The sequence below is a fragment of the Agromyces albus genome (assembly GCF_004134825.1).
GTDB lineage: Bacteria > Actinomycetota > Actinomycetes > Actinomycetales > Microbacteriaceae > Agromyces > Agromyces albus.
The window spans coordinates 179,773-205,106 of the sequence record NZ_SDPN01000002.1; the positions used below are offsets into that span (position 1 = coordinate 179,773).

Annotated in this window: 29 protein-coding genes; 14 read left to right on the forward strand and 15 right to left on the reverse strand. The window is 69.6% G+C overall.

Annotation, left to right across the window (positions count from 1 at the left end):
- Nucleotide 1 precedes the first annotated feature (1 nt).
- A complete protein-coding gene (locus tag ESP51_RS02055) occupies nucleotides 2–736 on the reverse strand; it encodes a DUF2306 domain-containing protein (RefSeq protein ID WP_129519212.1) in 735 nt (244 codons plus the stop codon).
- 160 nt (nucleotides 737–896) lie between these two features.
- Complete coding sequence (locus ESP51_RS02060) at nucleotides 897–1,595, reverse strand: TetR/AcrR family transcriptional regulator (protein WP_129519213.1); 699 nt, start codon at nucleotides 1,593–1,595, stop codon at nucleotides 897–899.
- A gap of 143 nt (nucleotides 1,596–1,738) precedes the next feature.
- On the opposite strand from ESP51_RS02060, the gene ESP51_RS02065 reads away from it, so the two are divergent.
- The gene (locus tag ESP51_RS02065) at nucleotides 1,739–2,728 is read left to right on the forward strand and encodes an NAD(P)-dependent alcohol dehydrogenase (RefSeq protein WP_206737162.1); all 990 of its coding nucleotides are present in this window, start codon (nucleotides 1,739–1,741) and stop codon (nucleotides 2,726–2,728) included.
- Between the two features lie 102 nt (nucleotides 2,729–2,830).
- Nucleotides 2,831–3,367: a hypothetical protein gene (locus ESP51_RS02070; protein ID WP_129519214.1), complete on the forward strand. Its 537-nt coding sequence runs from the start codon at nucleotides 2,831–2,833 to the stop codon at nucleotides 3,365–3,367.
- Nucleotides 3,368–3,384: 17 nt separating this feature from the next.
- Here the strand turns inward: ESP51_RS02070 and ESP51_RS02075 are convergent, their stop codons facing one another.
- Complete coding sequence (locus tag ESP51_RS02075) at nucleotides 3,385–4,638, reverse strand: endonuclease/exonuclease/phosphatase family protein (RefSeq protein ID WP_129519215.1); 1,254 nt, start codon at nucleotides 4,636–4,638, stop codon at nucleotides 3,385–3,387.
- A 146-nt stretch (nucleotides 4,639–4,784) separates the two neighbouring features.
- Here ESP51_RS02075 and ESP51_RS02080 point away from each other — a divergent pair, with 146 nt between their 5' ends.
- Entirely contained in the window at nucleotides 4,785–5,399 is a 615-nt protein-coding gene (locus ESP51_RS02080) for a histidine phosphatase family protein (RefSeq protein ID WP_129519216.1), read from the forward strand.
- A 21-nt stretch (nucleotides 5,400–5,420) separates the two neighbouring features.
- Here the strand turns inward: ESP51_RS02080 and ESP51_RS02085 are convergent, their stop codons facing one another.
- Complete coding sequence (locus ESP51_RS02085) at nucleotides 5,421–6,386, reverse strand: helix-turn-helix transcriptional regulator (RefSeq protein WP_129519217.1); 966 nt, start codon at nucleotides 6,384–6,386, stop codon at nucleotides 5,421–5,423.
- Between the two features lie 2 nt (nucleotides 6,387–6,388).
- Nucleotides 6,389–6,823 carry a winged helix-turn-helix transcriptional regulator gene (locus ESP51_RS02090; RefSeq protein WP_129519218.1) on the reverse strand — a complete coding sequence of 145 codons (435 nt, stop codon included), beginning with the start codon at nucleotides 6,821–6,823 and terminating at the stop codon, nucleotides 6,389–6,391.
- A gap of 80 nt (nucleotides 6,824–6,903) precedes the next feature.
- On the opposite strand from ESP51_RS02090, the gene ESP51_RS02095 reads away from it, so the two are divergent.
- Together ESP51_RS02095 and ESP51_RS02100 are read left to right on the forward strand one after the other, a co-directional pair.
- Nucleotides 6,904–8,313: an MFS transporter gene (locus ESP51_RS02095; RefSeq protein WP_206737163.1), complete on the forward strand. Its 1,410-nt coding sequence runs from the start codon at nucleotides 6,904–6,906 to the stop codon at nucleotides 8,311–8,313.
- A gap of 61 nt (nucleotides 8,314–8,374) precedes the next feature.
- A complete protein-coding gene (locus ESP51_RS02100; protein WP_129519219.1) occupies nucleotides 8,375–9,526 on the forward strand; it encodes an epoxide hydrolase family protein in 1,152 nt (383 codons plus the stop codon).
- Nucleotides 9,527–9,607: 81 nt separating this feature from the next.
- On the opposite strand, the gene ESP51_RS02105 is transcribed toward ESP51_RS02100, so the two are convergent.
- Entirely contained in the window at nucleotides 9,608–10,489 is an 882-nt protein-coding gene (locus ESP51_RS02105; protein ID WP_129519220.1) for an intradiol ring-cleavage dioxygenase, read from the reverse strand.
- A gap of 155 nt (nucleotides 10,490–10,644) precedes the next feature.
- Here ESP51_RS02105 and ESP51_RS02110 point away from each other — a divergent pair, with 155 nt between their 5' ends.
- Nucleotides 10,645–11,235, forward strand: coding sequence for a class I SAM-dependent methyltransferase (locus ESP51_RS02110; protein WP_129519221.1), 591 nt, complete (start codon nucleotides 10,645–10,647; stop codon nucleotides 11,233–11,235).
- Here ESP51_RS02110 and ESP51_RS02115 read toward each other — a convergent pair.
- Nucleotides 11,232–12,014, reverse strand: coding sequence for an EI24 domain-containing protein (locus tag ESP51_RS02115; protein ID WP_241842932.1), 783 nt, complete (start codon nucleotides 12,012–12,014; stop codon nucleotides 11,232–11,234). The two genes, ESP51_RS02110 and ESP51_RS02115, sit on opposite strands and share 4 nt — an antisense overlap.
- Nucleotides 12,015–12,085: 71 nt before the next feature.
- On the opposite strand from ESP51_RS02115, the gene ESP51_RS02120 reads away from it, so the two are divergent.
- Nucleotides 12,086–12,931: an alpha/beta fold hydrolase gene (locus ESP51_RS02120; protein WP_129519222.1), complete on the forward strand. Its 846-nt coding sequence runs from the start codon at nucleotides 12,086–12,088 to the stop codon at nucleotides 12,929–12,931.
- Nucleotides 12,932–13,105: 174 nt separating this feature from the next.
- Nucleotides 13,106–14,047 carry a cytochrome b/b6 domain-containing protein gene (locus ESP51_RS02125; RefSeq protein WP_338420333.1) on the forward strand — a complete coding sequence of 314 codons (942 nt, stop codon included), beginning with the start codon at nucleotides 13,106–13,108 and terminating at the stop codon, nucleotides 14,045–14,047.
- 18 nt (nucleotides 14,048–14,065) lie between these two features.
- Here ESP51_RS02125 and ESP51_RS02130 read toward each other — a convergent pair whose 3' ends face one another.
- Nucleotides 14,066–14,722 carry a TetR/AcrR family transcriptional regulator gene (locus tag ESP51_RS02130; protein WP_164990359.1) on the reverse strand — a complete coding sequence of 219 codons (657 nt, stop codon included), beginning with the start codon at nucleotides 14,720–14,722 and terminating at the stop codon, nucleotides 14,066–14,068.
- A gap of 75 nt (nucleotides 14,723–14,797) precedes the next feature.
- On the opposite strand from ESP51_RS02130, the gene ESP51_RS02135 reads away from it, so the two are divergent.
- Complete coding sequence (locus tag ESP51_RS02135) at nucleotides 14,798–16,102, forward strand: glycosyltransferase (protein WP_129519224.1); 1,305 nt, start codon at nucleotides 14,798–14,800, stop codon at nucleotides 16,100–16,102.
- Between the two features lie 67 nt (nucleotides 16,103–16,169).
- On the opposite strand, the gene ESP51_RS02140 is transcribed toward ESP51_RS02135, so the two are convergent.
- The 3 genes from ESP51_RS02140 to ESP51_RS02150 all read right to left on the reverse strand — a co-directional run bounded on the left by ESP51_RS02140 (nucleotide 16,170) and on the right by ESP51_RS02150 (nucleotide 18,078).
- A complete protein-coding gene (locus tag ESP51_RS02140; RefSeq protein WP_129519225.1) occupies nucleotides 16,170–16,682 on the reverse strand; it encodes a Clp protease N-terminal domain-containing protein in 513 nt (170 codons plus the stop codon).
- Between the two features lies 1 nt (nucleotide 16,683).
- Complete coding sequence (locus tag ESP51_RS02145; protein WP_129519226.1) at nucleotides 16,684–16,911, reverse strand: helix-turn-helix domain-containing protein; 228 nt, start codon at nucleotides 16,909–16,911, stop codon at nucleotides 16,684–16,686.
- A gap of 69 nt (nucleotides 16,912–16,980) precedes the next feature.
- Nucleotides 16,981–18,078: a trans-sulfuration enzyme family protein gene (locus tag ESP51_RS02150; RefSeq protein ID WP_129519227.1), complete on the reverse strand. Its 1,098-nt coding sequence runs from the start codon at nucleotides 18,076–18,078 to the stop codon at nucleotides 16,981–16,983.
- Between the two features lie 276 nt (nucleotides 18,079–18,354).
- On the opposite strand from ESP51_RS02150, the gene ESP51_RS02155 reads away from it, so the two are divergent.
- Genes ESP51_RS02155 through ESP51_RS02170 form a run of 4 tightly spaced genes read left to right on the forward strand, consistent with a single transcriptional unit; the run spans nucleotide 18,355 to nucleotide 21,039 of the window.
- Nucleotides 18,355–19,698 carry an HNH endonuclease signature motif containing protein gene (locus tag ESP51_RS02155; protein ID WP_164990360.1) on the forward strand — a complete coding sequence of 448 codons (1,344 nt, stop codon included), beginning with the start codon at nucleotides 18,355–18,357 and terminating at the stop codon, nucleotides 19,696–19,698.
- 34 nt (nucleotides 19,699–19,732) lie between these two features.
- Nucleotides 19,733–19,924 carry a hypothetical protein gene (locus ESP51_RS02160; protein ID WP_129519229.1) on the forward strand — a complete coding sequence of 64 codons (192 nt, stop codon included), beginning with the start codon at nucleotides 19,733–19,735 and terminating at the stop codon, nucleotides 19,922–19,924.
- Entirely contained in the window at nucleotides 19,921–20,340 is a 420-nt protein-coding gene (locus ESP51_RS02165; RefSeq protein ID WP_129519230.1) for a DoxX family protein, read from the forward strand. The genes ESP51_RS02160 and ESP51_RS02165 overlap by 4 nt, the downstream gene beginning before the upstream one ends.
- Before the next feature lie 3 nt (nucleotides 20,341–20,343).
- On the forward strand, nucleotides 20,344–21,039 hold the full coding sequence (locus tag ESP51_RS02170) for an NAD-dependent deacylase (protein WP_129519231.1): 696 nt from the start codon (nucleotides 20,344–20,346) through the stop codon (nucleotides 21,037–21,039).
- Nucleotides 21,040–21,095: 56 nt separating this feature from the next.
- On the opposite strand, the gene ESP51_RS02175 is transcribed toward ESP51_RS02170, so the two are convergent.
- The 4 genes from ESP51_RS02175 to speB are packed head-to-tail and all read right to left on the reverse strand — an operon-like array spanning nucleotide 21,096 to nucleotide 24,625.
- The gene (locus ESP51_RS02175; RefSeq protein WP_129519232.1) at nucleotides 21,096–21,725 is read right to left on the reverse strand and encodes a cyclase family protein; all 630 of its coding nucleotides are present in this window, start codon (nucleotides 21,723–21,725) and stop codon (nucleotides 21,096–21,098) included.
- On the reverse strand, nucleotides 21,718–23,109 hold the full coding sequence (locus ESP51_RS02180) for a purine-cytosine permease family protein (RefSeq protein WP_129519233.1): 1,392 nt from the start codon (nucleotides 23,107–23,109) through the stop codon (nucleotides 21,718–21,720). Before ESP51_RS02180 ends, ESP51_RS02175 begins: the two co-directional genes overlap by 8 nt.
- Before the next feature lie 44 nt (nucleotides 23,110–23,153).
- Complete coding sequence (locus tag ESP51_RS02185) at nucleotides 23,154–23,588, reverse strand: YybH family protein (RefSeq protein WP_129519234.1); 435 nt, start codon at nucleotides 23,586–23,588, stop codon at nucleotides 23,154–23,156.
- Nucleotides 23,585–24,625: an agmatinase gene (speB, locus tag ESP51_RS02190; protein WP_129519235.1), complete on the reverse strand. Its 1,041-nt coding sequence runs from the start codon at nucleotides 24,623–24,625 to the stop codon at nucleotides 23,585–23,587. Before speB ends, ESP51_RS02185 begins: the two co-directional genes overlap by 4 nt.
- A gap of 114 nt (nucleotides 24,626–24,739) precedes the next feature.
- On the opposite strand from speB, the gene ESP51_RS02195 reads away from it, so the two are divergent.
- Entirely contained in the window at nucleotides 24,740–25,324 is a 585-nt protein-coding gene (locus ESP51_RS02195) for a cupin domain-containing protein (protein WP_129519236.1), read from the forward strand.
- Nucleotides 25,325–25,334: the final 10 nt, after the last annotated feature.

Here is a 25,334-nt window from a genome sequence, read left to right on the forward strand (position 1 = left end):
CTCATGATAGGCGTGCACTCGCCGCCGTGGATCGGCCGGAAGTACGGGATGCGCGTCCGGAGCGCACTGCGCGGCGGCGGATGACGAGCTCGGCCACGACGAGGTTGATGACCCATCCGGCCCCCATGAGCACAGCGTGAGTGCCCACGTCGGGCGGTCCGGCGATGAGTGCCCACGGCAGGAGTGTGAACACCTGGGTCCCTGCGCCCATGCCGATCGCGTAGGCGCGCGTCATCCACGCGCTGTGCGTGCGCACGTCGCCCTTGCGGATCGCGATGAACGCGACGACGATGCTCGCGGCCATCGCCGTGCCGAACACGAGCCGCAGCACGAGCAGCGCCTGGCCGTCGTGTGAGGGGAGAGTGTAGAACAGCGCCATCCAGATGCCCGTGAGCGCCGTCAGCAGGCCGGCCGGCGCAACGATGCGCCCGGCTCTGCGATGCCAGCGGTGCCGGCGCAGCGACGGCGCGAACTGGAGCGCACCGAGCAGGCTGAAAACGGTGACGCTCACGATGTGCACCACGACCGGCACGGGCGAGTCGAAGAACCGCGTGTTGTCGGCGCTGACGGCGCCCGTCGCGAGTTGGGTCAGGCGCGATGCCCCCGCCGCGACCGGCACGAGGGCGAGCAGGATGAGCCCGGTGGGGGCGAGCCATTCGTGTCGCGGTTTCACGGCCGGTCGGGCCGGGAGCGGCGGACGGATGCGCTCCCACTGATGCGTGGAGGATTCGGTCATGACTCCATGCTCGGGAGCACCGCCGGTGCCCGGCATCCGCCGATCGGCCCGAATCGTCTCGGCCGATCGGCCATCGTGCACGCTGCTTCAGCGTCCCCCGGTGGTCGAGTAGGACGCGAAGCGCCCGTATCGAGGCCACATCGCGACCTCCCGAGCAGCCTCAGCCCCGCGTGTGGTGCCGCTCGAGGCCGTCGAGGATGATGTCGAGCCCGAACTCGAACTCGAACTGGTCGTCGCACCAACCGAGGGTGGAATCGGGGTCGTCGTGGCGCACGACCGAGAGCATCTCGGCGAGGTGCGGCACGAGGGCGGCCATCTGCTCGAGCGCACCCGAGTCGCTCGAGTCGCCGCCGCCCTCGCCTTCGCCGAGCTCCTGCGAGAATCCGTACATGCGGCTTCCGAGCGCGTGCATCGCGTGGTGAATGAGGTCGTACGACAGTCCTCCCGACCGCAGCGTGCCCACGACCGAGTCGACGTGGCGAGCGGTCGTCAGGCTGAGCTCTGTGCGCGTGTCCATCACCGCGGGGGTCCAGGGATGCCGCAGCATCACCGTGCGAGCGGCGAGGATGCGCGCGCGAAGCGTCGCCCTCCACGCGGCATCCGTCTCGGAGACGGCGAAGCCTCCGACTGCCTCCTCGATCTCCTGGAAGACGAGGTCGACGATGCCGTCGAGGATCGCCTCCTTGTTCGGCACGTGATAGTAGAGCGACATCGGCTCGACGCCGAGTTGCTCGGCGAGGCGGCGAATGGTGAGGGCGTCGATGCCCGATGTGTCGGCGAGGTCGACGGCGGTTCGGAGCACGCGGTCGCGGGTCAGCGGGGCGCGACGGTCGGCTTTCCGTTCGGTCGTCGATGACATCTGGTCGCCTCCCTCCGTGCTCCACGGTACAAGCGTGGGTGGATTTCCTCGTCGCTGACTCTCGACAATTCCTCGTTCACAGCGTACCTTACGTTGTAAGTCGTACAACGTAAGGTGGGAGACCTGAGATGAGTGAAACACGGATGAAGACCGGCACAGTGATGCGTGCCGCCGTCGCACGCCGGTTCGGCGGACCCGAGGTCGTGCAGGTCGAGGAGGTGCCGAGACCGGTGCCGAACGCCGATGAGGTGCTCATCAGGGTGGAGGCGAGCACGGTGAGCGTCGCCGATCATCGCACGAGGAGCCGCGACCTGCCCGATGGCATGTGGTTCTACATTCCGCTCGCACTCGGCGTCCTCCGGCCTCGGAAGCGAGTGCTCGGCATGGACGTCGCGGGCGTCGTCGAAGCAGTCGGCGACGAGGTCACCGGGTTCGCGCCCGGCGATGAGGTCATCGCGATGCTCGGCGCGGCCTTCGGCGGTCACGCCGAGTACGCCTGCGTGCCGCAGTCCAACGCGATCGCGCGGAAGCCGCGGAATCTCACCATGGAAGAGGCCGTCACGCTCGTCTTCGGCGGGTACACCACGCTGGCGTACCTGAACCACGTCGACTTCGCACCCGGCGCCGAGGTGCTCGTGAACGGGGCATCCGGAGCGGTGGGCACGGCAGCCGTGCAACTCGCCAAGCTCCGTGGCGCGCGGGTCACCGCCGTGTGCAGCGGCGGCAACGCCGAGTTCGTCCGGTCGCTCGGAGCCGACCAGGTGATCGACTACACGGTGGAGGACTTCACCCGCAGCGGCGAGACCTACGACGTGATCGTCGAGTGTGTTGGCAACGCCCCGTTCTCACGCGTCGAGGGTTCGATCAAGCCCGGGGGCGCGCTGCTCCTGGTCATCACGAGCTTCGCCGGCATGCTGCGAGCGTCGCGCGACCGCAAGCGCAGCGGCAAGCTCGTGACCTTCGCGGGTGCACCCGTCACGGGCGACGACCTCGCCTCGCTCGTGCGGCTCGCCGAGTCGGGCGAGTACCGGCCTGTGATCGACCGCACGTTCGACCTCGATGAGATCGTCGAGGCCCACCGCTATGTCGACACGGGCCGCAAGAAGGGAAATGTCGTGTTGCGCATCGCGTAGACGGGTCGGGCGGATATCCACGGGATGTCCGCTTGGTAACAGTGCGGCTGCGACCTCGGCTTGTCGCCCCTGTTCCGTGCTGAACAGCAGTAAAATCTGAAAATGGAGCCACCGGGCAGCACCACCCTGGTGATGGTGGGTGAAGAGACGACGAGCGCGATCCGTTCGCTCGAGCGGTACGCCAACGTGCAGGCCGCCTCGTTCTCCGGCGAGTCCGATGCCGAGGTGGCGCGCTGGTCCGTCTCCACGAGCGCCCCCTACGTGGTGCACGATCATGACCCGCTCGGGCATGTCGCTGCGGCCTGGGTCGAGTTCTACGACGACCAGTCGACCTACGGCGTGCTCGAGCTCGAGATCGAGCGGGCGGTCGAGGCCGCCGAGCGGCACATGATCAGCGTGCCCGACTACTACGTGGTGCTGCATCCCGAGTCGCTGCCCACGACGTGGATGCACTGGTGGCTCGGCGTGCTCGCCGATGCGTCGCCGAACCGCGTCATCCCCTGGCCCGACGCCGACGACTCTCTCGCGAGCCTCCTGCGCCATCTGCCCACCGGTCGCCCGTGGCCCGAGGTCGAGTCCTGGCTGCCCGGCGTCGCCGGAAGCGTGCCCGACCGGATCGGCCTGCACGGCTCGCGGTAAGGCTCCCTCCGTGGCGGTCAGCCGTGCACGCGCACGTCGACCCACACGAGTCGGTGGTCGCTGCTCGGGAACGGGAAGCTGCCCGTGAGCGCCGAGAGCGGGTCGGCTTGCACCGGCCAGAACACGCCGGCGTCGGTGACGCGAAGGTCGCGTGAGGGCAGCACGTAGTCGGCACGCAGGTTGCCGGGAGCGGGGTTGTCGTTGAAGTCGGCGGTGTCGTAGCGCGGGTCGCCCTCGTGCGTGAGGTTCGCGCCGCCCTGCACCTGTGCCGCTTCGACGGCGCCGTCCGATGTGGGCAGCGGGTCGGTGATGCGCGGATGCCCCAGTAGCTGGTCGATCGCGGCATCCACCGAATCGCCGTCGAGCGGGTCGGCGTTCTGGTCGCCGAGGATCACGAACGACTCACCCGGCTTCAGCCCGCCGCTGTCGCCCGCGTCATCCGTGATGTACCGCGACGTCTGACCGGGCGTGACGTAGTCGGCCCAGAAGCGGATCTCGTCGTGGTTGCGCAGGCCGTTGCGGTCTTCGGCGCCGTCGAAGGTGGGCGGGGTCGGGTGCGAGGCGAGCACGTGCACGGTGTTGCCGCCGACCTCGACCGGCACGTCCCAGTGCGACTTGCTCGAGAGGCGCATCACCTCGAGCTCCTCGGCGGAGTACCAATCGGCAGGCTCTGCCGTCGCGGGGTCGTCGGGCAGTAGCGCGCCGGGCATGTCCTTCCAGAGGAAGTTCTGGAACGTGCGCACTTCGGAGGTGTCGATCGGGTGCTTCGAGAGCACCGCCATGCCGTACTGGCCCTCGAACACGCCGAAGCCGAAGGCGTCGTCGCCCCCGCCGATCACGCCGTTGTTGTTGAGGTCGAAGCCGCTCGGAACGCCGGTGTTCGACGGCGCCACATACGCGTAGGGGTACTCGACCGGATCGGCGCCGCCCTGCGACACCTCGAGGTAGTTGTCGCGGAACAGGTCGGCCGCGAGCCCGTCGGGCACGTAGTCGAACTCGTTCAGCAGCACGATGTCGGGGTTCGCGCGCTGGATGATCTCGGCGACCGTCTTCGCCTGCGCATTGGTGCCCGTGCTGAGGTCGGCCACGAGCTGGCCCGGGGCGTTGCGATTGAGCGAGAGGTTGAACGTCGCGACGCGCAGGTCGGTCGTGCCGCTCTGCTCTGCGCTCCCGGCAGGGGTCGCAGCGGCGGCGGTGACGCCGAGGGTCGCAGTCGCGATGGCGCCGACGACGACGGCGATCACGGCGGTGGCGGGGCGTCTCCTGGACATGCGCTCTCCTTCGTTGGCGGCTCGAACGACCGACGTGTCCAAGTTAGGGGTGCCGGGTGACGTTGGGAAGAACCGGAGGTTGCCGGATGCCGCACACCGGATGCCGCGGATGATCCGTCCAGCTCACGCGCTCTAGGCTGGAGCGCATGGTGCTTTCTCTCATCCGCCACGGACAGACCGACTGGAACCTCGCGGGCCGCATGCAGGGTCGCACCGACATCCCGCTCAACGCCACCGGACGGGAGCAGGCGCGGGCCGCTGCAGCGCTGCTCGCCGATCACGAGTGGTCCGCCGTCGTGAGCTCGCCCCTCGGGCGTGCTCGCGAGACCGCGCAGATCATCGGTGAACATCTGGGCGTGCCGTTCGGCGAGACCTACGACGAGCTCACCGAGCAGGACTTCGGCGTCGCCGAGGGCACGCTCGTGTCCGAGCTCGACGCCCGCTGGCCGAACCGCGACTTCGAGGGCATGGAGCTCGACGAGGAGGTCGGGCCTCGTGGCATCCGCGGCCTCGAGCGGATCGTCGAAGACCACGACGGCGGGAACGTGCTCATCGTCGCCCATGGCACGCTCATCAGGCACACGCTCGCCACGATCACCGGCCACGAGCCGCGGCATTACCCGAAGCTCGAGAACGCCTCATCGTCGCTCGTCGAACGCGGTGACGTGGGCTGGAACGTGCGCTCGGTTGCCGGCGTGGACTTCGCCGAGGTGCTCCGCGGCATCGAAGAGCGCGCGACGGAGCTGCGGCTCGCGAGCTGACCTGCCGTGAATCGACCGACGTCAGGCATCGTCGACGACACGGGCCGCGCGAACATATCGCTCGGCATACCTGAGCAGCACCGGCCGTAGTTCGGCCGGCGAGTCGACCGTGAAGTCCATGCCGAGCATCCCGATGTACGCGGCGATCGTGTCGAGGCTGTCGGCGCCCGTGACGAGCACCGACGTCTCGGCGTCGATCGACTCGACGACGCCGACGGCGGGATTGATGCGAGCGAGCACGGCCTCGGCGGGGGCGGCGATACGGAGGCGCGCGTGCACCTTCCAGCCGCTCGCCGCGATCGAACGCATCGCGAAGGCGGTGTAGTCGTCGCCGGGCAGCGGAACGGGGGAGAAGCGTCGGCGCGTCGGCATCCGTGGCTCCATCCAATCGGCGCGGAACGTCTCCCACGTGTTCGCCGACGGGTCGCGAGCCACGAGGTACCAGCGGCGCTGCCAGTTGAGCAGGCGATACGGCTCGACGAGACGCGCAGCGCCCTGGTAGTCGAAGCGAAGCCACTCGACGTCGCGGATGGCGCCGGCGATCGCGCTGAGCACGGCAGGGTCGACCTCGGGGTCGGGGGCATCCGTGCCGGTGTTCTCGGGCGCGTGCTCGGTGGTCGACGTGAGTGCCGTCACCATCGGCTTGAGGCGCGACGGCAGCACTTGCTCGAGCTTCGCGAGAGCACGAGCGCTCGACTCCTCGATGCCGGTGATGCCTCGGGCGGCGCGCAGCCCGATCGCGACGGCGACCGCCTCCTCGTCGTCGAGGAGCAGGGGCGGCAGCTTGCCGCCGGCGCCGAGGCGGTAGCCGCCGGTGGCACCGCGTGTGGCGTCGACCGGGTAGTCGAGCTGCCGAAGGCGGTCGATGTCGTTCCGGATGGTGCGGGGCGAGACGCCGAGTCGAGCCGCGAGCTCGGTGCCCGACCAATCGGGCCGCGACTGGAGCAACGACAAGAGGGCGAGCAGGCGCGTGGCGGTGTCGGCCATCGCTACGCCTCGGCCGACACCTTGGCCGAGTCGTACCGGTTGCGCGCCTCGATGATGCGCTCCTGGTGACCCTCGGTCCACTCGACGAGCGCCTGCACCGTGCTGCCGAGCGATTCGCCGAGCTCCGTCAGCGCATAGTCGACGCGGGGCGGCACGACCGGGAAGACCGTTCGCGAGACGAGGCCGTCGCGTTCGAGGTGGCGTAAGGTCACCGCGAGCATCCGCTGGCTCACGCCGTCGATGCGCCGGCGCAGTTCGGAGAACCGCAACGGGCGCTCGGCGAGCAGGGCCAGCACGAGCAGCGACCACTTGTCGGCGATGCGGTCGAGGATCTGCCGCACCTCGCAGTCTTCACGCGTGTCCCACTGGTGGGCATCGCTCCAAGCGCTGACGGTGCCTTCGGGGTAACCGAGTGACGTTGAAGTGCCTTCTTCCATACTTCCCAATGGTGACCCAAGATGAGGTCAGTTACAAGAGATAACCGTGAGTGGCCATCAGCCGACCTGGGAGTGCAACCGTGTCTGTCGAGACCGAAACCCGCCCGAGCACCTCGATCACCGGGCGGTCGCTCGCCGTGCTCCTCGTGATGTGCGGTGCGATCTTCCTGGAGGGCATCGACGTCGGCATGTTCAACGTGGCCCTGCCGTCGATTCGCGCCGACCTGCCCATGGAGACCGGTGAACTGCAGTGGATCATCAGCGCCTACATCCTCGGCTACGGCGGATTCGTGCTCCTCGGCGGCCGCGCGGCAGACCTTTTCGGGCGGCGACGGGTCTTCCTCATCGCGCTCACGGTCTTCCTCGCGTTCACGGGTCTCGGGGCGCTCGCCACCGATCCGTGGATGCTCATCGTCGCGCGCGCCGCGACGGGAGTGGCGGCCGCCTTCATGGCTCCCGCGGGCCTGTCGATCATCACGACGACCTTCACCGGCGCGACTCGCGACCGCGCGGTGCTCATCTACTCGGGCGTCGGCGCCGGCGGGTTCTCGGTCGGGCTCGTCGCGGGCGGGCTGCTCACGATGTTCGGATGGCGCTGGGTCTTCATCGCGCCGCTCGTGATCGCCGCCGCACTGCTCGCGATCGCGGTGCCGTTCATCCCGCGCGCCGCGAACGCGCTCGCGGCGCTCAGCCGCGGCCGCCTCGACGTGCTCGGCGGGCTCACGGTGACGACGGCACTCGTCGTGCTCGTGGCGGGCATCGAGGGCGCACCGCACCGGCCGCTGCTCACGACCGTCGTCACCTTCGCGATCGGCGCGCTACTGCTCCTGGCCTTCGTCGTCGTCGAGCGCCGCGCCGCGCAGCCGCTCGTGCGCTTCGGCATCTTCCGCCACGCGAACCTCGTGCGGGCGAACCTCGGCGCTGCGCTCCTCGCCGGCGGATTCCTGGGGTTCCAGTTCGTCGTCGCCCTCTACCTGCAGGAGGAACTCGGCTGGTCGGTGCTCGAGACGTCGCTCGCGTTGCTCGTCTCCGGCATCGACGTCATCATCGCGCCGCTTTTCACTCCGCGGCTCGTGGCCCGGTTCGGCACCCGGCGCGTGATCCTCGGCGGCCTCGTGCTCGCGGCCCTCGCCTACGCGCTCTTCCTGCCGGTGGCTCCCGATTGGACCTACGCGATGATGTTCCCGAGCTTCCTCGCGATCGGGCTCGCCTTCGCGTTCGCCTATGGCCCGCTCACGATCGCGGCCACCGAGGACGTCGAAGACGACGAGCAGGGGCTCGCCGGCGGGTTGCTCTACACGGGCTTCCAGTTCGGCGGTGCGATCGGCCTCGCGGTGGTCTCGGGGCTGCTCGTCGCCCTGGAGTCGACCGAGGCCGAGGGCGTCGAGGCCTACCGCGGAGCGCTCTTCGGCCCCCTCGTGTTCGCGATCGCTGCGGTCGCGATCGCGGCGGGAGGCGTGCTGAGGCGGCGGGCGGTATCGCGAGTCTGAACCTGAAGAACTTCGCACATTAGGAATCGAACGTGCCTATATGCCTCGTACCGTCGAAGACATGACGAACACCACTTCAGACACCGGCATCGACATCCGCCCCTTCCGCATCGAGGTCGCGCAAGCCGAGCTCGACGACCTGATGGAACGACTCGCCCGCACGCGGCTCCCGCAGCCCGCGCCCGTCGACGACTGGGACTACGGCACCCCGAATTCCTACCTCCGCGAAGCCGTCGAGCTGTGGCGCTCGGGCTTCGACTGGCGCGCCCAAGAGGCCCGCATCAACGCCGTGCCGCACTTCGTCACCGAGGTCGACGGGCAGGCGATCCACTTCATCCACGTGAAGTCCGAGCACCCCGGCGCGACGCCGTTGCTGCTCGCGCACACCTACCCCGGGTCATCCGTCGACTACCTCGACATGATCGGCCCGCTCGTCGACCCGGTCGCGCACGGCGGCCGTGCGGAAGACGCCTTCGATGTCGTGATTCCGGATGCCCCGGGCTTCGGCTTCAGCGCACCGGTCACCGATCGCGGCTGGACCACCGCCCGGGTCGCCCGCGCATACGACACCCTCGTGCGGCGCCTCGGCTATGCCGAGTACGGCATCCACGGCTCTGACAACGGCGCGATGGTGGCCCGTGAGCTCGGCCTCCTCAACCCCGACGGCTTCCTCGGCCTGCATGTGCTGCAACTCTTCTCGTTCCCGAGCGGCGACCCAAGCGAGTTCGAGCGACTCGAACCGCAGGACTACGCGGGACTCGAGCACATGCAGTGGTTCCAGTCGGTCGGCGGCTACAACACGATGAACGCGAGCCGGCCGCAGACCGTCGCCGTTGGACTCAGCGACTCGCCCATCGGACTCCTCGCCTACAGCGAGCTGTTCAACTCGTTCGGCAACGGCACGTCGCTCGTGTCGCTCGAGCAGATCCTCACCGAGGTCACGGTGAACTGGTTCGCGAATGCCGCCGCCGGCATGAGCCGCGCCTACCTCGAGAACGCGCGTGCCGAGGCCGAGCCGCAGGTCAACACGGCACCCACCGGCGTCGCGGTGTTCAAGGACGACTTCCAGACGATCCGGGTCTTCGCCGAGCGCGACAACTCGAACATCGTGCACTGGAGCCGCTTCGACGAGGGCGGCGGTCACTTCGCGGCGCTCGAGCTGCCCGAGGTCGTGGCCGGCGACATCCGCGCCTTCTTCGCGGCGCTGCGCTGAGTCGGCCGAGAGGAACGCGTCGAGCGGATGCCACGGCACAGCGCCCGTGGCATCCGCTCACGCGTTCACGCGGTCACGCGGTCACACCCCGATCGTGAGCGCCGCGGTGTACACGGCCGACGCCGACCCCGACATGCTCGCGATCTGGTGGATGCCGCCGTCTTCGCCGAAGACGTTGTCGGACGCGAGGCTCGTCGAGTTCATGTTGCGCACGCTCTGCTCGTAGCCCGACGTGGCGTAGACCGCATCGCATGCCTCTTTCGGCAAGGCGATCTGCGACGTCTTCACGATCGGACCCGACGCGACGGCCGTCGCGACATCCGAGTACACCTCGAAGTGGATGTGCGGCCACCGGCCCGCGTACGCGCCTGGGAAGATCGACGTGAAGCTCACGGTTCCGGTCGCGTCGGCCTCCTGCACGCCGCGCAGGTAGTTCTCGTTCTCGACGCCCGAGCTGTAGAGCGAGTAGTCGCCGTCGCGATTGCAATGCCACAGGTACACGGCGGCGCCCGCCATTGCATTGCCCGTGGCGGCTTCACGCACGGTGAGGTTGATCGTCAGCGGCACACCCGGTGCGGTGGTGGTCGACGAGCCGAAGCTCGAGCGGATGTCGCGGCGAACCACTCCCGAGTCGTCGAGCACGTTGACCCCGTTCGATCCGTCGCCCGGGAACGGGCCGCCGGTCTCGTCGGGCACCTCGGTGAGCGGTCCCGACGTCGCGGTGGCCTCGGGGGTGGCGGTCGGTGTGGTCGACGCCGAGGCACTCGGGCTCGCGCTCGCTGTCGGCGTCGGCGAGGCGGAGCACGCGGCGAGCAGCGAGGTCGCCGCAATGCCGCCGAACAGGCCGAGGGCCTTCCGCCGGTCGACGAGCGTGCGGATGTCGTAGACGAGCCCTCGGTCCTCCTCGTCGATGATCTGGCCTTCTGCGTCGCGCCATTTCGTCTCGGTGGCGTCGTGGGTCATGGGGGTGTCCTCTCGGTCGGCGGTCGGCGTTCGAGTCGAATCAACTCCATGTTCCTCTCGATCTCCGGTGGGCCGTCTATGCGTTCTCTTTGTGCCGGCAGTGCGCGAACAGACATCCCCTCGCCGGAAATCTCGCAACGCGGTACGGTGCGAGCATGGTCCTGATCGACGACGACGCCCTCGACGAGCTCGAGCGCGAATTCGTGTCGCGGGTGCGCGGGCGCGTGCTCGAGATCGGCGCCGGCGAGGGCGAGAACTTCGGCGCGTTCCATCCCGATGTCGAGTGGGTCGGCCTCGAGCCCGACGCGAAGCGCCGCGCCGAGCTCGCCACGCGAGCGCGTGAGTGGAAGCACTCCGCTGTGCCGCTCGATGCGCGGGCGGAATCGATCCCCTTGCCCGACCACTCGATCGACGCGGTCGTCGGCACCTACGTGCTCTGCTCGGTCGGCGACGTCGACGCCACGCTCGCCGAGCTCCGCCGCGTGCTCGTGCCGGGCGGCCGCATCGTGCTCGTCGACCACGTGATCGCACCGCCCGGCACCCTGAAGCGCCTCGTGCAACTCGTCGCGACGCCGTGTTCGAAGCGGTTCTGCCACGGATGCCACTGGGATCGCGATCCCCAGCCGGCGCTCGAGGCAGCGGGGTTCGTCGGCAGCGACATCCGTCGATTCCGAGTGCGGTCGATGCCGTTCGGACCTGTGCCGATGCTGCTCTTCGACGGCCGGGCGCCGACGCAGGCCGGTTAGCGCGGCCGCGGGGTCGGCTCGGCAGGAGCGGCGGCGGCAGCAGCAGCGGCGGCAGCGGCGTCGAGCGCCGATCGGGCGAGCAGCGTCGAGCCCGCCACGGCCGCCGGCATCGTGAAGATCGCGCCGAGCGGCACCATGAAGAGGAGTTGCGTCGCGACGCCGAAGCCGAGCAGTTCGGCGCCGCGACCGCGCAGCACCGAACGCCGGGCGATCGAACGGATGCCGCGAGCGTCGAACGCCCGTGACGTGAGCTCCATCGCGAGCAGCCGGCCCGACAGGATGACCCCGAGCGTCGGTGCGAGCACGGCCCCGACGATCGGGATGAACGCCGTGACGCCGACCCCCATCGCGGCGAGCAGGCCCAACGCGATGAGCCGACCCGAGTCGAGGATCGACCGCCACACTCCCGCGCCCTGCTCGGGCACCTCGCCGCCGAGCTCGAGCTCGACCGCACGCCAGATGCGCTCGTAGAAGGGGTCGCCGACGGCAAGGGTGAGCGCCGTGAACGTCACGGCCGCGAGCACGACGGCCGCGGCGAGCACGATGGCGCCGATCGCCCCGCGCACGAGGCCCGGCCACGGGTCGTCCCATTCGTCGGCGAACGGGGTGAGCCATTCGGTGAGCCACGGCAGGCCGAGCCCGAGGGCGACGAGCGCGGCCACTACGGCGATGAAGACGATCGCCGCCGGAATGAGCCCGAGCATCATCACCGCCGGCCGTCGCCGCCAGAAGCCGAAGCCGCGCAGCAGCATTCCGACGCCCGAGAAGAAGCGGCTCATCACCCGCACCAGCCTAGGCTGGCATCGCGGGCGCCGGAATCCAGGCGGGCCTTCGACGAAGCAGGAGCAGCATGGTCATCGAACTCGACGTGGCCCTCGATGACGGGCGAGTGCTCCGCGCCTACGACAGCGGGCCGGATGCCTCGGCGCGGCTCGTGCTCGTCTGGCACCACGGTTCGCCGCAGACCGGCGCCCCGCTCGACCCGGTGCTCGAGGCGGCGGCGGCACGCGGCGTCCGCGTGCTCTCCGCTGCGCGACCGAGCTATGGCGGTTCGTCGCCGCGGCCTGGGCGCGATGTGGCGTCGGCGGCGTCGGATGTCGCGGCGGTCGCCGACGCGTTCGGCGTCGACCGGTTCGTGGTGATGGGAGCATCCGGCGGCGGGCCGCACGCGCTCGCGTGCGCCGCGCTGCTGCCCGATCGCGTGACGGGCGTCGCGACGCTCGCGAGCATCGCGCCCTACACCGACGAGTTCGACTGGTTCGGCGGCATGCGCTCTCCGGGCGGGCTGCAGGCCGCGTTGCAGGGTCGCGCGGCGCGCGCGCTCTTCGCCGAGACCGACGAGTTCGATCCCGAGCAGTTCCTGCCGGCCGACTTCGCCGCCCTCGAGGGAACCTGGTCGTCGCTCGGCGCCGACGTGGGCCGCTCCGAGGCGTTCGGCGACGACGGGCTCATCGACGACGACGTCGCCTTCGCGTCGCCGTGGGGATTCGACCTCGAGGCGGTCGCCGCGCCGGTGCTGCTCGTGCAGGGTGAGCTCGATCGCGTGGTCCCGCGCAGCCACGCCGTCTCGATGCTGGGCCGGCTGCCGAACGCCCGGCTCTGGATGCGGCTCGACGACGGGCACATCTCGGTGCTCGACGTCGTGCCCGACGCCATGGACTGGCTGCTCGCGCAGACGGCGGCCCGCAGCGAGTGAGCTCAGGCGGCGGCACCCGATGATCCTGCGTGTCCGCCTGTTGCGCCACGACTTCGTGCTCCCAGCGGCCGGCGCTATCGTCGAGGCATCCGCAATTCACCGCTGCGGCCACGTTTGCCCACGCCACCGGACCCAAGCTCTCCCGGCGTGCCGGAGAAGGAACCGCCTCCCGAGATGACCATGACCTCGACGAAGTCCACTCGCGCCGCCGAATGGTGGAGGGCGCAGCGCAAGCGGGTGCTGTGGACCACGTTCATCGCCGTCGTCTCGCTCGTCGTCGTCGTGCTGCTCGCGCGCTGGTTCCGTGAGCTGCCGGCGGGGCAGTCGTTCATCGAGACCTATCCCGGCATCGTGCCGCCACCGGAATGGGCGCCGACTGGCATCCCCGCATGGCTTGCCTGGCAGCACTTCCTCAACGCGTTCTTCCTCCTGCTCATCGTGCGCACCGGCTACCAGCTGCGTTCGAAGAAGCGGCCGCCCGGATTCTGGACACGCGACAACACCCGGTGGCCGCGCACCAAGCGCTCGCCGCGGCGCATGGGCATCTTCCTGTGGTTCCACCTCTGGCTCGACGCGCTCTGGGTGCTCACCGGGCTCAGCTACGTCGTGCTCCTCTTCGCGACCGGGCAATGGGTGCGCATCGTGCCGACCGACTGGGCCGTCGTGCCGAACGCGATCTCAGCGGCGCTTCAATACGCCTCGCTCGAGTGGCCGACCGAGAACTCCTGGGTCGTCTACAACTCGCTCCAGCAACTCGCGTACTTCACGGTCGTGTTCATCGCGTCACCGCTCGCCATTCTCACCGGGTTGCGACTCTCGTCGGCGTGGCCGCTCGAAGGACCGCTCGTGCGCGCCTTCCCCGAGAAGCTCGCGAAGACTCTGCACTACCCGGTCATGCTGTTCTTCATTGCGTTCACCTTCGTGCACGTCGTGCTCGTGCTCACCACCGGAGCGCTCCGCAAGCTCAACCAGATGTACGCCGTGCGCGACACCGACGACTGGATCGGTTTCGGGGTGTTCGCGGCATCCGTCATCGTCATGGTCGTCGCGTGGGTGCTCGCGAAGCCACCGCTCCTGAAGCGCATCGCGGCGTCGTCGGGGCGCGTGCAGGGCTGACGCACCGGCGGGGTAGGTCTAGCGCAGCAACAGCCGGGCGAGCGCGTCGGACATCCACTCGGCCAGCGCGGCATCCGTCCATCCATGCCCGGCGGTGTAGCCGAGGTAGCTCTGAGGACCGAATTCCGTCGCGAGCACGGCGGTCGCCTGCGCGATCGTGAGGTCGGAACGCAAGGCATCGTGATCGGCGAGGGCTCGGATGACGCGACCGAACTCCTCGATGCGGCGTGCCTCCGCTTGCGCATAGACGTCGGCGACATCAGGGTCGGTCTGCGCGGCCACGCGCGCCGTCTCGGCAACCGCCGCTGCGCGCGAGTAGACCGGCATCGATCCGTGCACGAACGAGGCCAGGGCGCGGCGTCCGTCGCTCGACTCGAGTGCCTCGCGGAACCAGTCGGAGTCTTCAGGGCGCTGCACGGGGAGCCCGTCGTCGGACTGGCCCATCACAGCGACGCCGAGCAGCTCCTGGAGCAGTGCCGGTTTGGTGCCGAAGACGAAGTACACGGTCTGCACGGCCACGCCGGCCTCAGCGGCGATCGCGGCCATCGTCGTGGCGTGATACCCCTTCGCCGTGAACTCTGCGAGTGCCGCTGTGAGGATGCGAGCACGGGTGCGGCCCGCTCGCTCCTTGCGAGTGAGGGGTGCGGGAGCGTCTGGAGTCTTGTGGGCCGTCATGGTGAGGTCTACTCTACTAGAGGTAGTCACTAGTAACGGCATCTAGCCACACTCCGAAGCCCGAGGCGGCGCACCATGAAGATCCTCATCGCGACCATGCCCTTCGCGGGGCACTTCAATCCCCTCACGGGCGTCGCAGCCCGCTTGCTCGACCGCGGGCATGAGGTGGCCTGGTACACCGCGCCGAGCTTCGTGCACAAGGTCGAACGCCTCGGCGTGCCCGCGTTGCCCTATCGGCGTGCCATTGAGGTGACCGACGAGAACATCGGCGAGCTCTATCCCGAGCGTGCCAGGCTGCGGGGCCCGGAGCGGCTCGCCTTCGACTTCGACAAGGTCTTCGCGGCACCCGTGCGCGACCACTTCCTCGACCTGCAGGAGATCCGTGAGGAGTATCCGTTCGAGCTGCTCGTCTGCGATTCGGCCTTCTTCGCCTCGGCCCTCGTGGCCCGCGCGCTCGACGTGCCCGTCTACGCGATCAATCCCGGTCCGTCGGTGCACCCTGAGGGCGACGTGCCTCCGCCGTTCTTCGGCCTCCGCCCCGCGCGTGGCCCCATCGGGCGGGTGCGCGACCGCATCGTTTGGAGGCTCGTGCTCGGCTCGCTGAAGCGCGGGCTCACCTCATTCAACGAGGCGTTCGCCGTCGCCGGCCTGCCCGCGGTGGAGCGACGCGATGTCTTCCTCATCGTCGAGCAGACGGCGAGACGTGTCTTCCAGTCCGGTATCCCAGAGACCGACTTCCCGCGCCCCGAAGCTCCGCCGAACACGGTGTACGTCGGTGCGCTCCTTCCGCAGAAGACGGATGCCGCGGCCCCGCTCGATCCGCGAATTGCGGCGTGGAACGGCAAGGTCGTCGTGGTGTCGCAGGGCACCGTCGACAACCGCGATCCGTCGAAACTCATCGCGCCGACGATCGAGGCGCTCGCCGGAGGCGACACGCTCGTGGTGGCCGTGACCGCCGGTTCCGGCACGGCGGAGTTGCGGCGGCGTTACCCGCTGCCCTCCGTGATCATCGAGGATTTCATCGACTTCCACCAGCTGTTCCAGCATGCCGATGTCTTCGTCTGCAACGGCGGACACGGCAGCGTGATGCTCGCGCTGCAGTACCGAGTGCCGCTGCTGCTCGCGGGCACCCGCGAGGGGAAGAACGACATCAATGCCCGCCTCGCCTACAACGGTGTCGCGGTCGACCTGCGCACCGAGCGTCCGTCTCCTCGACGCATCGCCGCGGGCGTTGCGCGCGTGCTCGCCGATCGAGGGCTTCAGGAGCGGGCGCGTGAGACCGGCGCGATCCTCGATGGCTACGACTCGCTCGGGCTGATCGAGGCGGCGCTCGCCGAGGACTTCCCCCGAGTGCCAGGTCAACACAAGGAGTCGACATGAACCCGCCGCGCACCAGCGTGCGGAGGATCCCGGGCGACGGGCGGGTCGGCGTCTTCCCTTACGCGGCCTAGGGGGCCGTGCCACCCGCCTCGAGTGCGGCGTTCGCGGCGACCGCGAGCTCGTCGGGCTCGATCTCGAGTTCGCGCAGAACACGCCGGGCGGTGCCGGCTTCGCTCTCAGCGATGGCGAGCAGCACGTGCGCGGTGCGTAGGCCGCGCGGGCGGCTCGAGCGGGCCAGCTCGCCGGCCCGCGTGAAGACCGCTTGCGCGTTCGCGTCGCTTCGGTAGGCGCGCGGCGGCGCCGCGTCGATCGGTGCGGCTGATGCCACGGATGCCGCGGATGCCGGGTCGAGGCCCAGCCCCGCAAGGGCGTGCGCATGCACCGCCACGATCGCGGCGCGGATGTCGTCGGGCGAGGCATCCCATCGTGCGAGCGCATCGCGGGCTGACGGGTCGCCCACCTCTGTTGCCCCGAGCAGCAGGTGCTCGGCGCCGGGCCGTTCGTCGCCGCCGGCTCGAGCCTCACGCTCGGCCACGGAGAGCAGTTCCGCGATCAGTCGCATGTCGTCGATTCGGCTCATGTCATGCCTCCAGGTCGGGGAAGCGGCGCTTCCCGGGTGCGAGTCGTTTGTGGGCCGCTTGCGCGCTCATGCCGAGCGCCTCGCCGATGCGTCGCCAGCTCCAGCCCTGCTCAAGGGCGTGGTCGACCGCTTCGCGTTCGAGCGAGGCGGCGAGCCGGCGCAAGGCGACGACCGCCGCGAGGGCGTCGTCGGGATTCGCCGGTGATGGGAGTTCGGGGAAGGCGGCCACGCATCAACTATGGTTGATGGCGGGCCGTGTGTCAACTTTTGTTGATACGAGCAGGCGGGGTGATAGAGCTCAAGGAGCCGTCTCGATCAGCGAGTCGAGCGCTCCCAAGAGATCGCGGTGCAGGTCGTCGACGTGCTCGAGACCCACCGAAAGCCGCACGAGCCCCTCGGGAATCGTGGGCTGCTCGAGGGGCCACCGCCGCCGGCGTTCGAAGGTCGACTCCACGCCGCCGAGGCTCGTGGCGTGCACCCAGATGCTCGTGCGCTGCACGAGCGCGTCGGCCGGCTCGGCCCCGCCGCGCACGACGATCGAGACGATGGCGCCGAATCCCGGGTAGCGCACCTCCTCGAGTGCGGCATGTCCTTCGAGTCGCCGAACGAGCTGTTGCGCGTTGGCCTGCGCGCGCTCCAGGCGCACGGGCAGTGTGCGAAGGCCGCGGAGCGCGAGGAACGTCTCGAGGGGCGCCGGCGTCGCGCCGAACAGGGAACGGTGCGCCACGACCGCGGTGGCGAGCTCCTCCGACGCCGCGATCACGGCGCCCATGACCACATCGCTGTGCCCCGAGATGTACTTCGTCGCCGAGTGCACGACGAGATCGGCGCCGTGCTCGAGCGGACGCTGCAGCAGCGGCGTCGCGAACGTGTTGTCCACCACGGCGAGGGCTCCATGCTCGTGGGCGACGCGCACGATCGCGGGAATGTCGGCGACCTCGAGCGCCGGGTTCGTCGGCGACTCGAACCACACCATCGCGGCATCCGCGGAGGCATCCGTCACCGCTTGGATGTCGGTGATGTCGACGAAGACGGCCTTCACTCGGCCCTTGGTCTCGAGCTCCTTCAGCATGGCGACCGTGCCCGTGTAGGAGTGGCGTGGTGCCACGACCGTTCCGCCCGGTTCGACCAGGTCGAGCACCGCTGCCATCGCGGCCATGCCCGAGGCGAACGACACGCAGTGTCCGCCCTCGAGGGCGCCGAGCGTGTCTTCGAACGCGGTCCAAGAGGGATTGCCGTAGCGCCCGTACTCGAGCTCGCCGCCGGCGACGTAGGTCGACGTGAGGTGAACCGGCACGCTCATCGGCTGGTCGGGCGTGTGCGGCGGACGCCCCGCGATGACGGCGACGGTGTCGGGGTGCAGCGCCGGCGCACCGGCCGTGTTCGCATCGGGCATTGGTCCTCCAGTGGAAAGCGAAGGCGAGCGGATGCCGCGGGCCGCGGCAGCGCGCAGGGCCAGCGTATCCCGGCCCGCACCGAGCCGGTCCGCGGGTCGCGGCCGCGTCCGAGTGGCCTGAAGTTCTCCACAACCCTCGAACGCATGTTCGAATTCCGCTAGGATGAAGGTATGCATCGTGGTGGCTCGAATGGCTGGTCAAGTGGCTATTCCGAGCATCCTGCGGCACTGATTGAAGATGAGCCCCGCTCGCCATACGCGATCGCGCAAGACGGCTTGGCCGAGCTGATCGAGGCGGCCGTGCAGGCCCAGCGCATCGAGGCGATGAACGCGGCGATGCAGGTCGACGTGATCTTCCTCACCGTCGGCCACGCGTTGCGCAGCGAAGAGGCATTCGTCCCGAACACGCTCTCCGCGCAACGCCGTCGCGAGATGGCCCATCGCAGCGTCACGGCCGAGCTCGCGACCGCCCTGCACGTCCCCGAGCGCACCATGGAGCGTCAGATCTCCGAGGCTTGGGCCCTCTCCACCACCCTGCCGGCCACTTTGCGGGCCATGCGCAACGGCCAGATCAGCTCCCGCCACGCCGCGGTCATCGTGCAGGAGACGACCGACCTCGACGATGATCCGGGCCTGCGCGCTCGCCTCGACGAGCAGCTCGCCATCATTGCGACCGGCACGACCGCCGCAACCCTGCGAGTCAGGGCCCGTGCGCTGCGTGAGAAGCTCGGCATCGAGTCCCTCGAAGCCCGCCATCGTGCGGCCCGCGCCGAACGCCGTGTCGAGCTCGAGACCGCGCGAGACGGCATGGCGTGGCTGCACGCGTTCCTGCCCGCTGAAGACGCGCTGCTGATCAAAGACCGGCTCGATCGCATCGCGCGAGCCGCCGGTGACGGCCACGGCGATGGCGCTTGCGGCGACTCTGGCGGCGACGATGCCAGGAGCCGCGATCAGCTCCGAGCAGACGCGACCCGCGATCTCCTGCTCCACGGCAGACTCGCGGATGAGTCGGTGTTCGCCGACGCCGCGGCGACGGTGCAGCCCACCGTGCACGTGACGGTGCCGGTCCTGACGCTCGCAGGCCACTCCGCCGACCCCGGCGAGCTCGACGGCTACGGCCCCATCGACGCCGCCATCGCGCGCAGACTCGCCGCGATGGCGCCTTCGTTCACGCGCCTGCTCACTCACCCGGTGTCCGGCACGGTGCTCGACGTCGACCGCGCGAGCTATCGGCCGCCGGCAGATCTCAAGCGGTGGCTCGAGGTTCGCGATGGCGGCTGCCGGTTCCCCGGCTGCAATCGACGCGCAGCAGGGTGCGAGGTCGACCACAGCGTCGACTGGCAGCACGAAGGTCGCACGGCCTTCGACAATCTCGCCCATCTCTGCGCCCTCCACCACCATCTGAAGCACGAGTCGTCCTGGTCGGTGCAGCACATGTCGGGCGGCGTGCTCGAGTGGACGTCACCGGCCGGGCGCACGCATGTCACCCATCCGAGACGCAGCATCCCGGTCGGCGTCGGCTCGAACGCCCCTGCCTCGAGCGCTGCCGGCTCGATCAGCGCCGACTCGACCGGCCCGCCACCACGCCTCGATACGACCAACGAATCACCGCCGTTCTGAGCCGAGCATCGGAGCGCTCGGCTAGCCTCGAAGCATGAGTCGGAACGTATGGACCGTCATCGGCGTCATCGTCGCCGTCATCATCGCCTGGATCCTCGTCGATGTCGCGTTCAGTGTGCTGTGGTTCATCGCCAAGCTCGCCGTCGTCGCCGTGGTCGCGGTCATCGTGTTCTTCGTGCTCCGCTCGCTCGTGCGGCCGCGCGGCACGAAGTCGATCGAGCGATGAGCCCGAGACCCGGCGTCGCGCGGTCCACGCCCGCGCGAACGATCGGGCGCATCGCCCTGGCATCCGGTCTCGTCTTCGCGGGCGTCAGCCACCTCTTCTGGGCGCGGCGCGAGTTCCGTGCGCAAGTGCCCGACTGGGTGCCGATGGACCCTGACGCCGTCGTCGTCGCGTCGGGCGTCGCCGAGATCGGCCTCGGCGGCGCGCTCCTCGTGCTGCCGCGGGAGCGCCGGCGCATCGGGGCGATCGTCGCGGCGTTCTTCGTCGCCGTCTTCCCCGGCAACCTCGCGCAATGGGCCGGGCGGCGCGATGCGTTCGGGCTCTCGACCGATCGGGCGCGGTTCATCCGCTTGTTCTTCCAGCCCGTGCTCGTCGCGCTCGCCGTCTGGTCGACCACGCCGAGCGGCTCGAGGCGCTGACACATGCGGGTCGTCGTCCTGACCGGTGCCGGGATCTCGGCGGAGAGCGGCGTGCCCACGTTCCGCGACGCGGGCGGACTGTGGGAGGGGCACCGCGTCGAAGACGTCGCGACGCCCGAGGGATTCGCGCGCGACCCCGACACGGTGCATCGGTTCTACGACGCACGGCGGCGCGCCGCGGCGCAAGCAGAGCCGAATCCGGCGCACCTCGCTCTCGCCCGGCTCGAGCAACTGCTCGGCGACGACTTCCTCATCGTCACGCAGAACGTCGACGACCTGCACGAACGCGCCGGATCCGAGCGAGTCGTGCACATGCACGGCGATCTCTTCATGGCCCTCTGCGAATCGTGCGGCGACCGCTCTCCGCACTCGGCCGACCTCATCGAGCGGCCACCCTGCCCGAATTGCGGAGAGCGGATGCTGCGGCCCGATGTCGTCTGGTTCGGTGAGATGCCGTACGAGCTCGACCGCATCGACGAGGCACTCGTGCGGTGCGACCTGTTCGCGGCGATCGGCACGTCGGGCGGGGTCTACCCGGCCGCGGGATTCGTGATGGTCGCGACGGAGTTCGGCGCCCGCACGATCGAGCTGAACCTCGCCGCGAGCGAGATCACCCCGCTCTTCGACGAGGTGCGGCACGGGCCCGCGAGCATCGTGGTTCCCGAGTGGGTCGAGGAGCAGCTCGCGACGATCAGCTGACGCCCACGGTGGTTGAGTAGGCCCGCCAGGGCCGTATCGAAACCACCACCAGTCACTCAGTCGAGGAACGCGACCGCCCGCACCGGCGCCCCGTCGGCATCGAGCCGCAACGGGAACACGCCGATCCGCACGCGGGCGGGCAGGCCCTCGAGCCCGGTGAGGTTCTCGACGATGAGGCCGTCGCCGCCCAGCACGACGTCGTGCACCGGGAACTCGCTCGTGCCCGCGGCATCCGTCGGGTCGGGACTCAGCGTGTCGACGGCGAGCACGTGCATGCCCCGGGCGACGAGGTGACGGGCGGCGCCGGCATCGAGCGACGGATGCCGCAACGCACGTTCGGTGCCGAAATGCCGGGCCCACCCCGTCTCGATCACCACGATCGACGGCACCCTCTGCGGCAGCTCGCCGAGCGCCTCACTCGTGATGGTGTCGCCGTCGCCGAGACCGTGGAGGTGGATCACGAGCGCCTCACCGACGAGCTCGTCGAGCGCGACACGGTCCATCGTGCGCCCGCCGGCGACGGTGTGCGCGGGCGCATCGACGTGGGTGCCGCTGTGCGATCCGAGGTGCAGGGCGGACACCGCGGCGCCGTCGCGCTCCAGCTCGAGCGCGGGCGACAGGTCCACGCCGGGATCGCCGGGGTAGACCTGCATGCCCGTGCGCAGCGGCTGGCTCAGGTCACGCATGCGGCATCGGCTGCGCCGCGGCATCCGAGAGGTGCTCGCTCCTCACCGCCGGTGCCGACGAGCGCTCGCGCAGCGAGACCAGCAGGTAGAGCACGAACGTGAGCGCGAAGGCCGGGATCGTCGCGCCGACCGGCGTGGGCCACACGTAGGTGAAGACGTAAGCTGCGACCGCACCGATGAGCCACACGACGATCGCAGCCCAGTTCACGCCCGCGAGGTACCAATAGCGCCCGTCGCGCGAGCGCAGGATGTCGCGCGTGTACGCCCCCCGCTTCACGATGTAGTAGTCGGCGATCATGATCGCGAACACCGGCGCGAAGAGGGCGCCGATGGTCACGAGGAACGTCGTGAACTGGTTCAGCAGCCCGAACCAGGTCGACCCGACGATCGAGATGACGCCAACGATGAGCGCGGTCGGCAGGAACTTCAGCTTCGTGCCGCCCGGCACGGCGTTCACGATCGTCGTGACCATGCCGTACACGACCATCGTGTTCGTGGCCATGACCGACAGGAAGATCACCACCGCGAGCGGGGCGCCGAACGGCGTGACGATCGTCACCGGGTCGAACGGAACGGCCTCGCCACCCGAGAGTACGACATAGCCGATCGCGGTTGCGCCGACGACCATCGAGATGACCGTCGAGAGCGTGTAGCCGACCCCCGAGCCGATGATGCCGGCCTTGCTCGACGTCGCGAAGCGGTTGAAGTCCGCCGAGAGCACCGTCCACGAGATCGCGGTGGCGATGACGACGTCGAGCACGAGGATCGGCGTGTAGCCGATCGACGCGTCGGCCGGGATCGCGGCGAACTCCGCGGGTGCATACGTCGTGAACGCGACCACGAAGATGTACGCGATGATGCCGAGGATGAGCACGGCGAGCCACGGCTCGACGCGCGCGATGCCCGTGTGACCGAAGATCGCGAGGATGACGACGAGGGTCTGGCAGATCACCGCGAACAGCACGGGGCTCGAGAACCCGGTGACGGATGCCACGAGGAAATCGAGCGCGATGCCCGCGAGCATCGCCTGCACCCAGCTCCAGCCCATGAGGATGATGACGTTCGCGGCGACCGGCAGCAGGCTGCCGCGCGTGCCGAACGGCCCGCGGGTGAGCGCCATCGTCGGCAGGCCCGTGCGCGTGCCGATGTTGCCGACGGTCACGAGCACGGCGGCGCCGATGAGCGTGCCGACGATGATGAGCACGACGACGAGGCCGTAGTCGACGCCCGGCACGAAGAGCGTGCCCGTGAGCAGGGTCGTCACCACGAGGTTCGCGGCGAGCCAGATCATGCCGATGCGCGGCAGCGACAGGGTGCCGCGAACGGGCCCGGCGTCATCGGAGTGTTCCTCGAGGTACTGCTCGAGGCGTGAGTAGAGCGACATGGTCAGGTCTCCTCGTTGAGTGGTGGGTCGGGTTGGAGTGGGCGTCAGGATGCGTCGGACGCGTCGGGCATGGGGGAGAGGTGCTCGTGCACGGCGATGAGGCGCGGCGACACGGCATCCGTCGCCGCCTCGACTCGGAAGACGATGGTCTCTCGCTCGCGGTAGGACTCGTTGCCCTCGCCGGTCTCGACCGTCGTCGCGACCGAGTGGGTGAACACGGCGCCACCCGGGAACGGCTGCACGAGCGGCTCGCTCGACGTGCAGGAGACGACGCGCCAGCCGCCGTCGACCCATCCCGCCCAGAGCCGTTCGTACGCTGCCCGGTCGGCGAGCCGCTCGGGCTCGGTGTGGAAGACGAAGCTCGCGTCGGGGGCGAATGCGGCGAAGTAGCGCTCGCCGTCGGTCGCGGCGAAGGCGTCGACGATCTCGGATGCCGCCGCGAGCACCGCGTCGCGGGTGGGTTCGGTCGGTGCGTTCATCGGTTCGGCTCCTTCGCCTGGACGGTGGTGGTGGCGGTCGTGGTGCGCGGCGCCATCGCGCTGATGAGCTCGTAGGCGACGTGACTCGCCGCCACGGCCGTCAGTTGGGCGTGATCGTAGGCGGGCGCGACCTCGACGACATCGGCGCCGACGATGTCGTGATCGCTGAGGCTCCGGATGATTCGGAGCAGCTCGCGGCTCGTGAGACCGCCCGCCTCGGGGGTGCCGGTGCCCGGCGCGTGTGCCGGATCGAGCACGTCGATATCGATCGAGACGTAGAGCGGTGCCTGGCCGATGCGCGCGCGGATGCGCTCGATCGCCGCGGAGACCCCCTGCTCCTCGAGCTGCTCGCTCGTCACGATCGCGAAACCGAGCCGGGCATCGTCCTCGAGGTCGGACTTCGCGTAGAGCGGGCCGCGGATGCCGATGTGCATGCTCGCCGTCAGGTCGATGAGGCCCTCCTCCGAGGCACGGCGGAACGGTGTGCCGTGCGTGGTCGGGGCGCCGAAGTAGGTGTCCCACGTGTCGAGGTGGGCATCGAAGTGCAGCACCGCGACCGGGCCGTGCTTCGCGTTCACCGCGCGGAGCAGCGGCAGGGCGATCGTGTGGTCGCCGCCGATCGCGACGATGCGGTCGGCGTGCTCCCCGAGGGCGACCGCACCCGCTTCGATCTGGCGAACCGCCTCGGCGATGTCGAACGGGTTGGCGACGAGGTCGCCGGCATCCGCCACCTGCTGCGCGCCGAACGGGAACACGTCTTGCGCGGGATTGTAGGGGCGGAGGAGCCGCGAGGCCTCGCGTACGTGCGCCGGCCCGAAGCGCGCTCCGGGTCGGTAGCTCACTCCGCTGTCGAACGGCACGCCCGCGATCGCGATCGCAGCGTGCCCCACCTCGTCGAGCCGCGGCAGCCGGGCGAACGTCGCGATGCCGGCGAAGCGCGGCACGACGCTCGCGTCGACGGGGCCGCGGATGCCGTCGGTCGGGGTGGCGACATCCGCTCCGGTGTGATCGGCGCTCGGTTCAGGAGTGAGTTGCATATTACGAAACTTCCGGTACTGTTGAGGAAACTTGCCGTAACTGTAAGCCGCGGCCCGTGCCGCCGTCAAGGCCTGGCTGGAACGTGTTCGACGACGCGACGAGAGGGGAGCCTCATGCGGCCGATCCACCCTTCAGCCGACGCTGCCGGAACGCCGATCGGCGCCAAGCTCCGAAGCACCCGCATCGCGCAGGGCCTCACGCTCGCGCAGGTCGCCGACTCGAGCGGCCTGAGCAAGGGCTTCCTCAGCCGTGTGGAACGCGACGAGACCTCGCCGAGCGTCGCCACCCTCGTGCAGCTCTGCCAGGTGCTGTCCCTTCCCGTCGGCGCGCTCTTCGCCGAGCCCGAGATCCAGCGCATCACGCGCGCCGACGCACCGCACATCAACCTCGGCGGCGTCGGGGTCAGCGAGCTGCTCATGTCGCCCCGCGGTGAATCCCGCGTGCAGCTCATCCGGTCGGCCCTCGAACCCGGAGCGCACGGCGGCCAAGAGCTCTACACCGTGAACTGCGACGTCGAGGTGCTGCACGTCGTAGAGGGAGCGGTCACGGTGCGATTCGCCGACCGATCGGTGCGACTCGAGACGGGCGATGCGCTGACGTTCCCGGGTCGCGAACCGCACACCTGGCACGCAGAGGATGACGCGCCCGCCGAGGTGTGCTGGGTACTCGTGCCGGCGCCGTGGAGCGGCTCGGCCTGAGCGAGCGCCG

Coding starts and splice junctions, on each gene's coding strand:
- ESP51_RS02055 (WP_129519212.1), bottom strand. CDS start 736: ATGACCGAATCCTCCACGCATCAGTGGGAGCGCATCCGTCCGCCGCTC.
- ESP51_RS02060 (WP_129519213.1), bottom strand. CDS start 1,595: ATGTCATCGACGACCGAACGGAAAGCCGACCGTCGCGCCCCGCTGACC.
- ESP51_RS02065 (WP_206737162.1), top strand. CDS start 1,739: ATGAAGACCGGCACAGTGATGCGTGCCGCCGTCGCACGCCGGTTCGGC.
- ESP51_RS02070 (WP_129519214.1), top strand. CDS start 2,831: ATGGAGCCACCGGGCAGCACCACCCTGGTGATGGTGGGTGAAGAGACG.
- ESP51_RS02075 (WP_129519215.1), bottom strand. CDS start 4,638: ATGTCCAGGAGACGCCCCGCCACCGCCGTGATCGCCGTCGTCGTCGGC.
- ESP51_RS02080 (WP_129519216.1), top strand. CDS start 4,785: ATGGTGCTTTCTCTCATCCGCCACGGACAGACCGACTGGAACCTCGCG.
- ESP51_RS02085 (WP_129519217.1), bottom strand. CDS start 6,386: ATGGCCGACACCGCCACGCGCCTGCTCGCCCTCTTGTCGTTGCTCCAG.
- ESP51_RS02090 (WP_129519218.1), bottom strand. CDS start 6,823: ATGGAAGAAGGCACTTCAACGTCACTCGGTTACCCCGAAGGCACCGTC.
- ESP51_RS02100 (WP_129519219.1), top strand. CDS start 8,375: ATGACGAACACCACTTCAGACACCGGCATCGACATCCGCCCCTTCCGC.
- ESP51_RS02105 (WP_129519220.1), bottom strand. CDS start 10,489: ATGACCCACGACGCCACCGAGACGAAATGGCGCGACGCAGAAGGCCAG.
- ESP51_RS02110 (WP_129519221.1), top strand. CDS start 10,645: ATGGTCCTGATCGACGACGACGCCCTCGACGAGCTCGAGCGCGAATTC.
- ESP51_RS02115 (WP_241842932.1), bottom strand. CDS start 12,014: ATGAGCCGCTTCTTCTCGGGCGTCGGAATGCTGCTGCGCGGCTTCGGC.
- ESP51_RS02120 (WP_129519222.1), top strand. CDS start 12,086: ATGGTCATCGAACTCGACGTGGCCCTCGATGACGGGCGAGTGCTCCGC.
- ESP51_RS02125 (WP_338420333.1), top strand. CDS start 13,106: ATGACCATGACCTCGACGAAGTCCACTCGCGCCGCCGAATGGTGGAGG.
- ESP51_RS02130 (WP_164990359.1), bottom strand. CDS start 14,722: ATGACGGCCCACAAGACTCCAGACGCTCCCGCACCCCTCACTCGCAAG.
- ESP51_RS02135 (WP_129519224.1), top strand. CDS start 14,798: ATGAAGATCCTCATCGCGACCATGCCCTTCGCGGGGCACTTCAATCCC.
- ESP51_RS02140 (WP_129519225.1), bottom strand. CDS start 16,682: ATGAGCCGAATCGACGACATGCGACTGATCGCGGAACTGCTCTCCGTG.
- ESP51_RS02150 (WP_129519227.1), bottom strand. CDS start 18,078: ATGCCCGATGCGAACACGGCCGGTGCGCCGGCGCTGCACCCCGACACC.
- ESP51_RS02160 (WP_129519229.1), top strand. CDS start 19,733: ATGAGTCGGAACGTATGGACCGTCATCGGCGTCATCGTCGCCGTCATC.
- ESP51_RS02165 (WP_129519230.1), top strand. CDS start 19,921: ATGAGCCCGAGACCCGGCGTCGCGCGGTCCACGCCCGCGCGAACGATC.
- ESP51_RS02170 (WP_129519231.1), top strand. CDS start 20,344: ATGCGGGTCGTCGTCCTGACCGGTGCCGGGATCTCGGCGGAGAGCGGC.
- ESP51_RS02175 (WP_129519232.1), bottom strand. CDS start 21,725: ATGCGTGACCTGAGCCAGCCGCTGCGCACGGGCATGCAGGTCTACCCC.
- ESP51_RS02180 (WP_129519233.1), bottom strand. CDS start 23,109: ATGTCGCTCTACTCACGCCTCGAGCAGTACCTCGAGGAACACTCCGAT.
- ESP51_RS02185 (WP_129519234.1), bottom strand. CDS start 23,588: ATGAACGCACCGACCGAACCCACCCGCGACGCGGTGCTCGCGGCGGCA.
- speB (WP_129519235.1), bottom strand. CDS start 24,625: ATGCAACTCACTCCTGAACCGAGCGCCGATCACACCGGAGCGGATGTC.
- ESP51_RS02195 (WP_129519236.1), top strand. CDS start 24,740: ATGCGGCCGATCCACCCTTCAGCCGACGCTGCCGGAACGCCGATCGGC.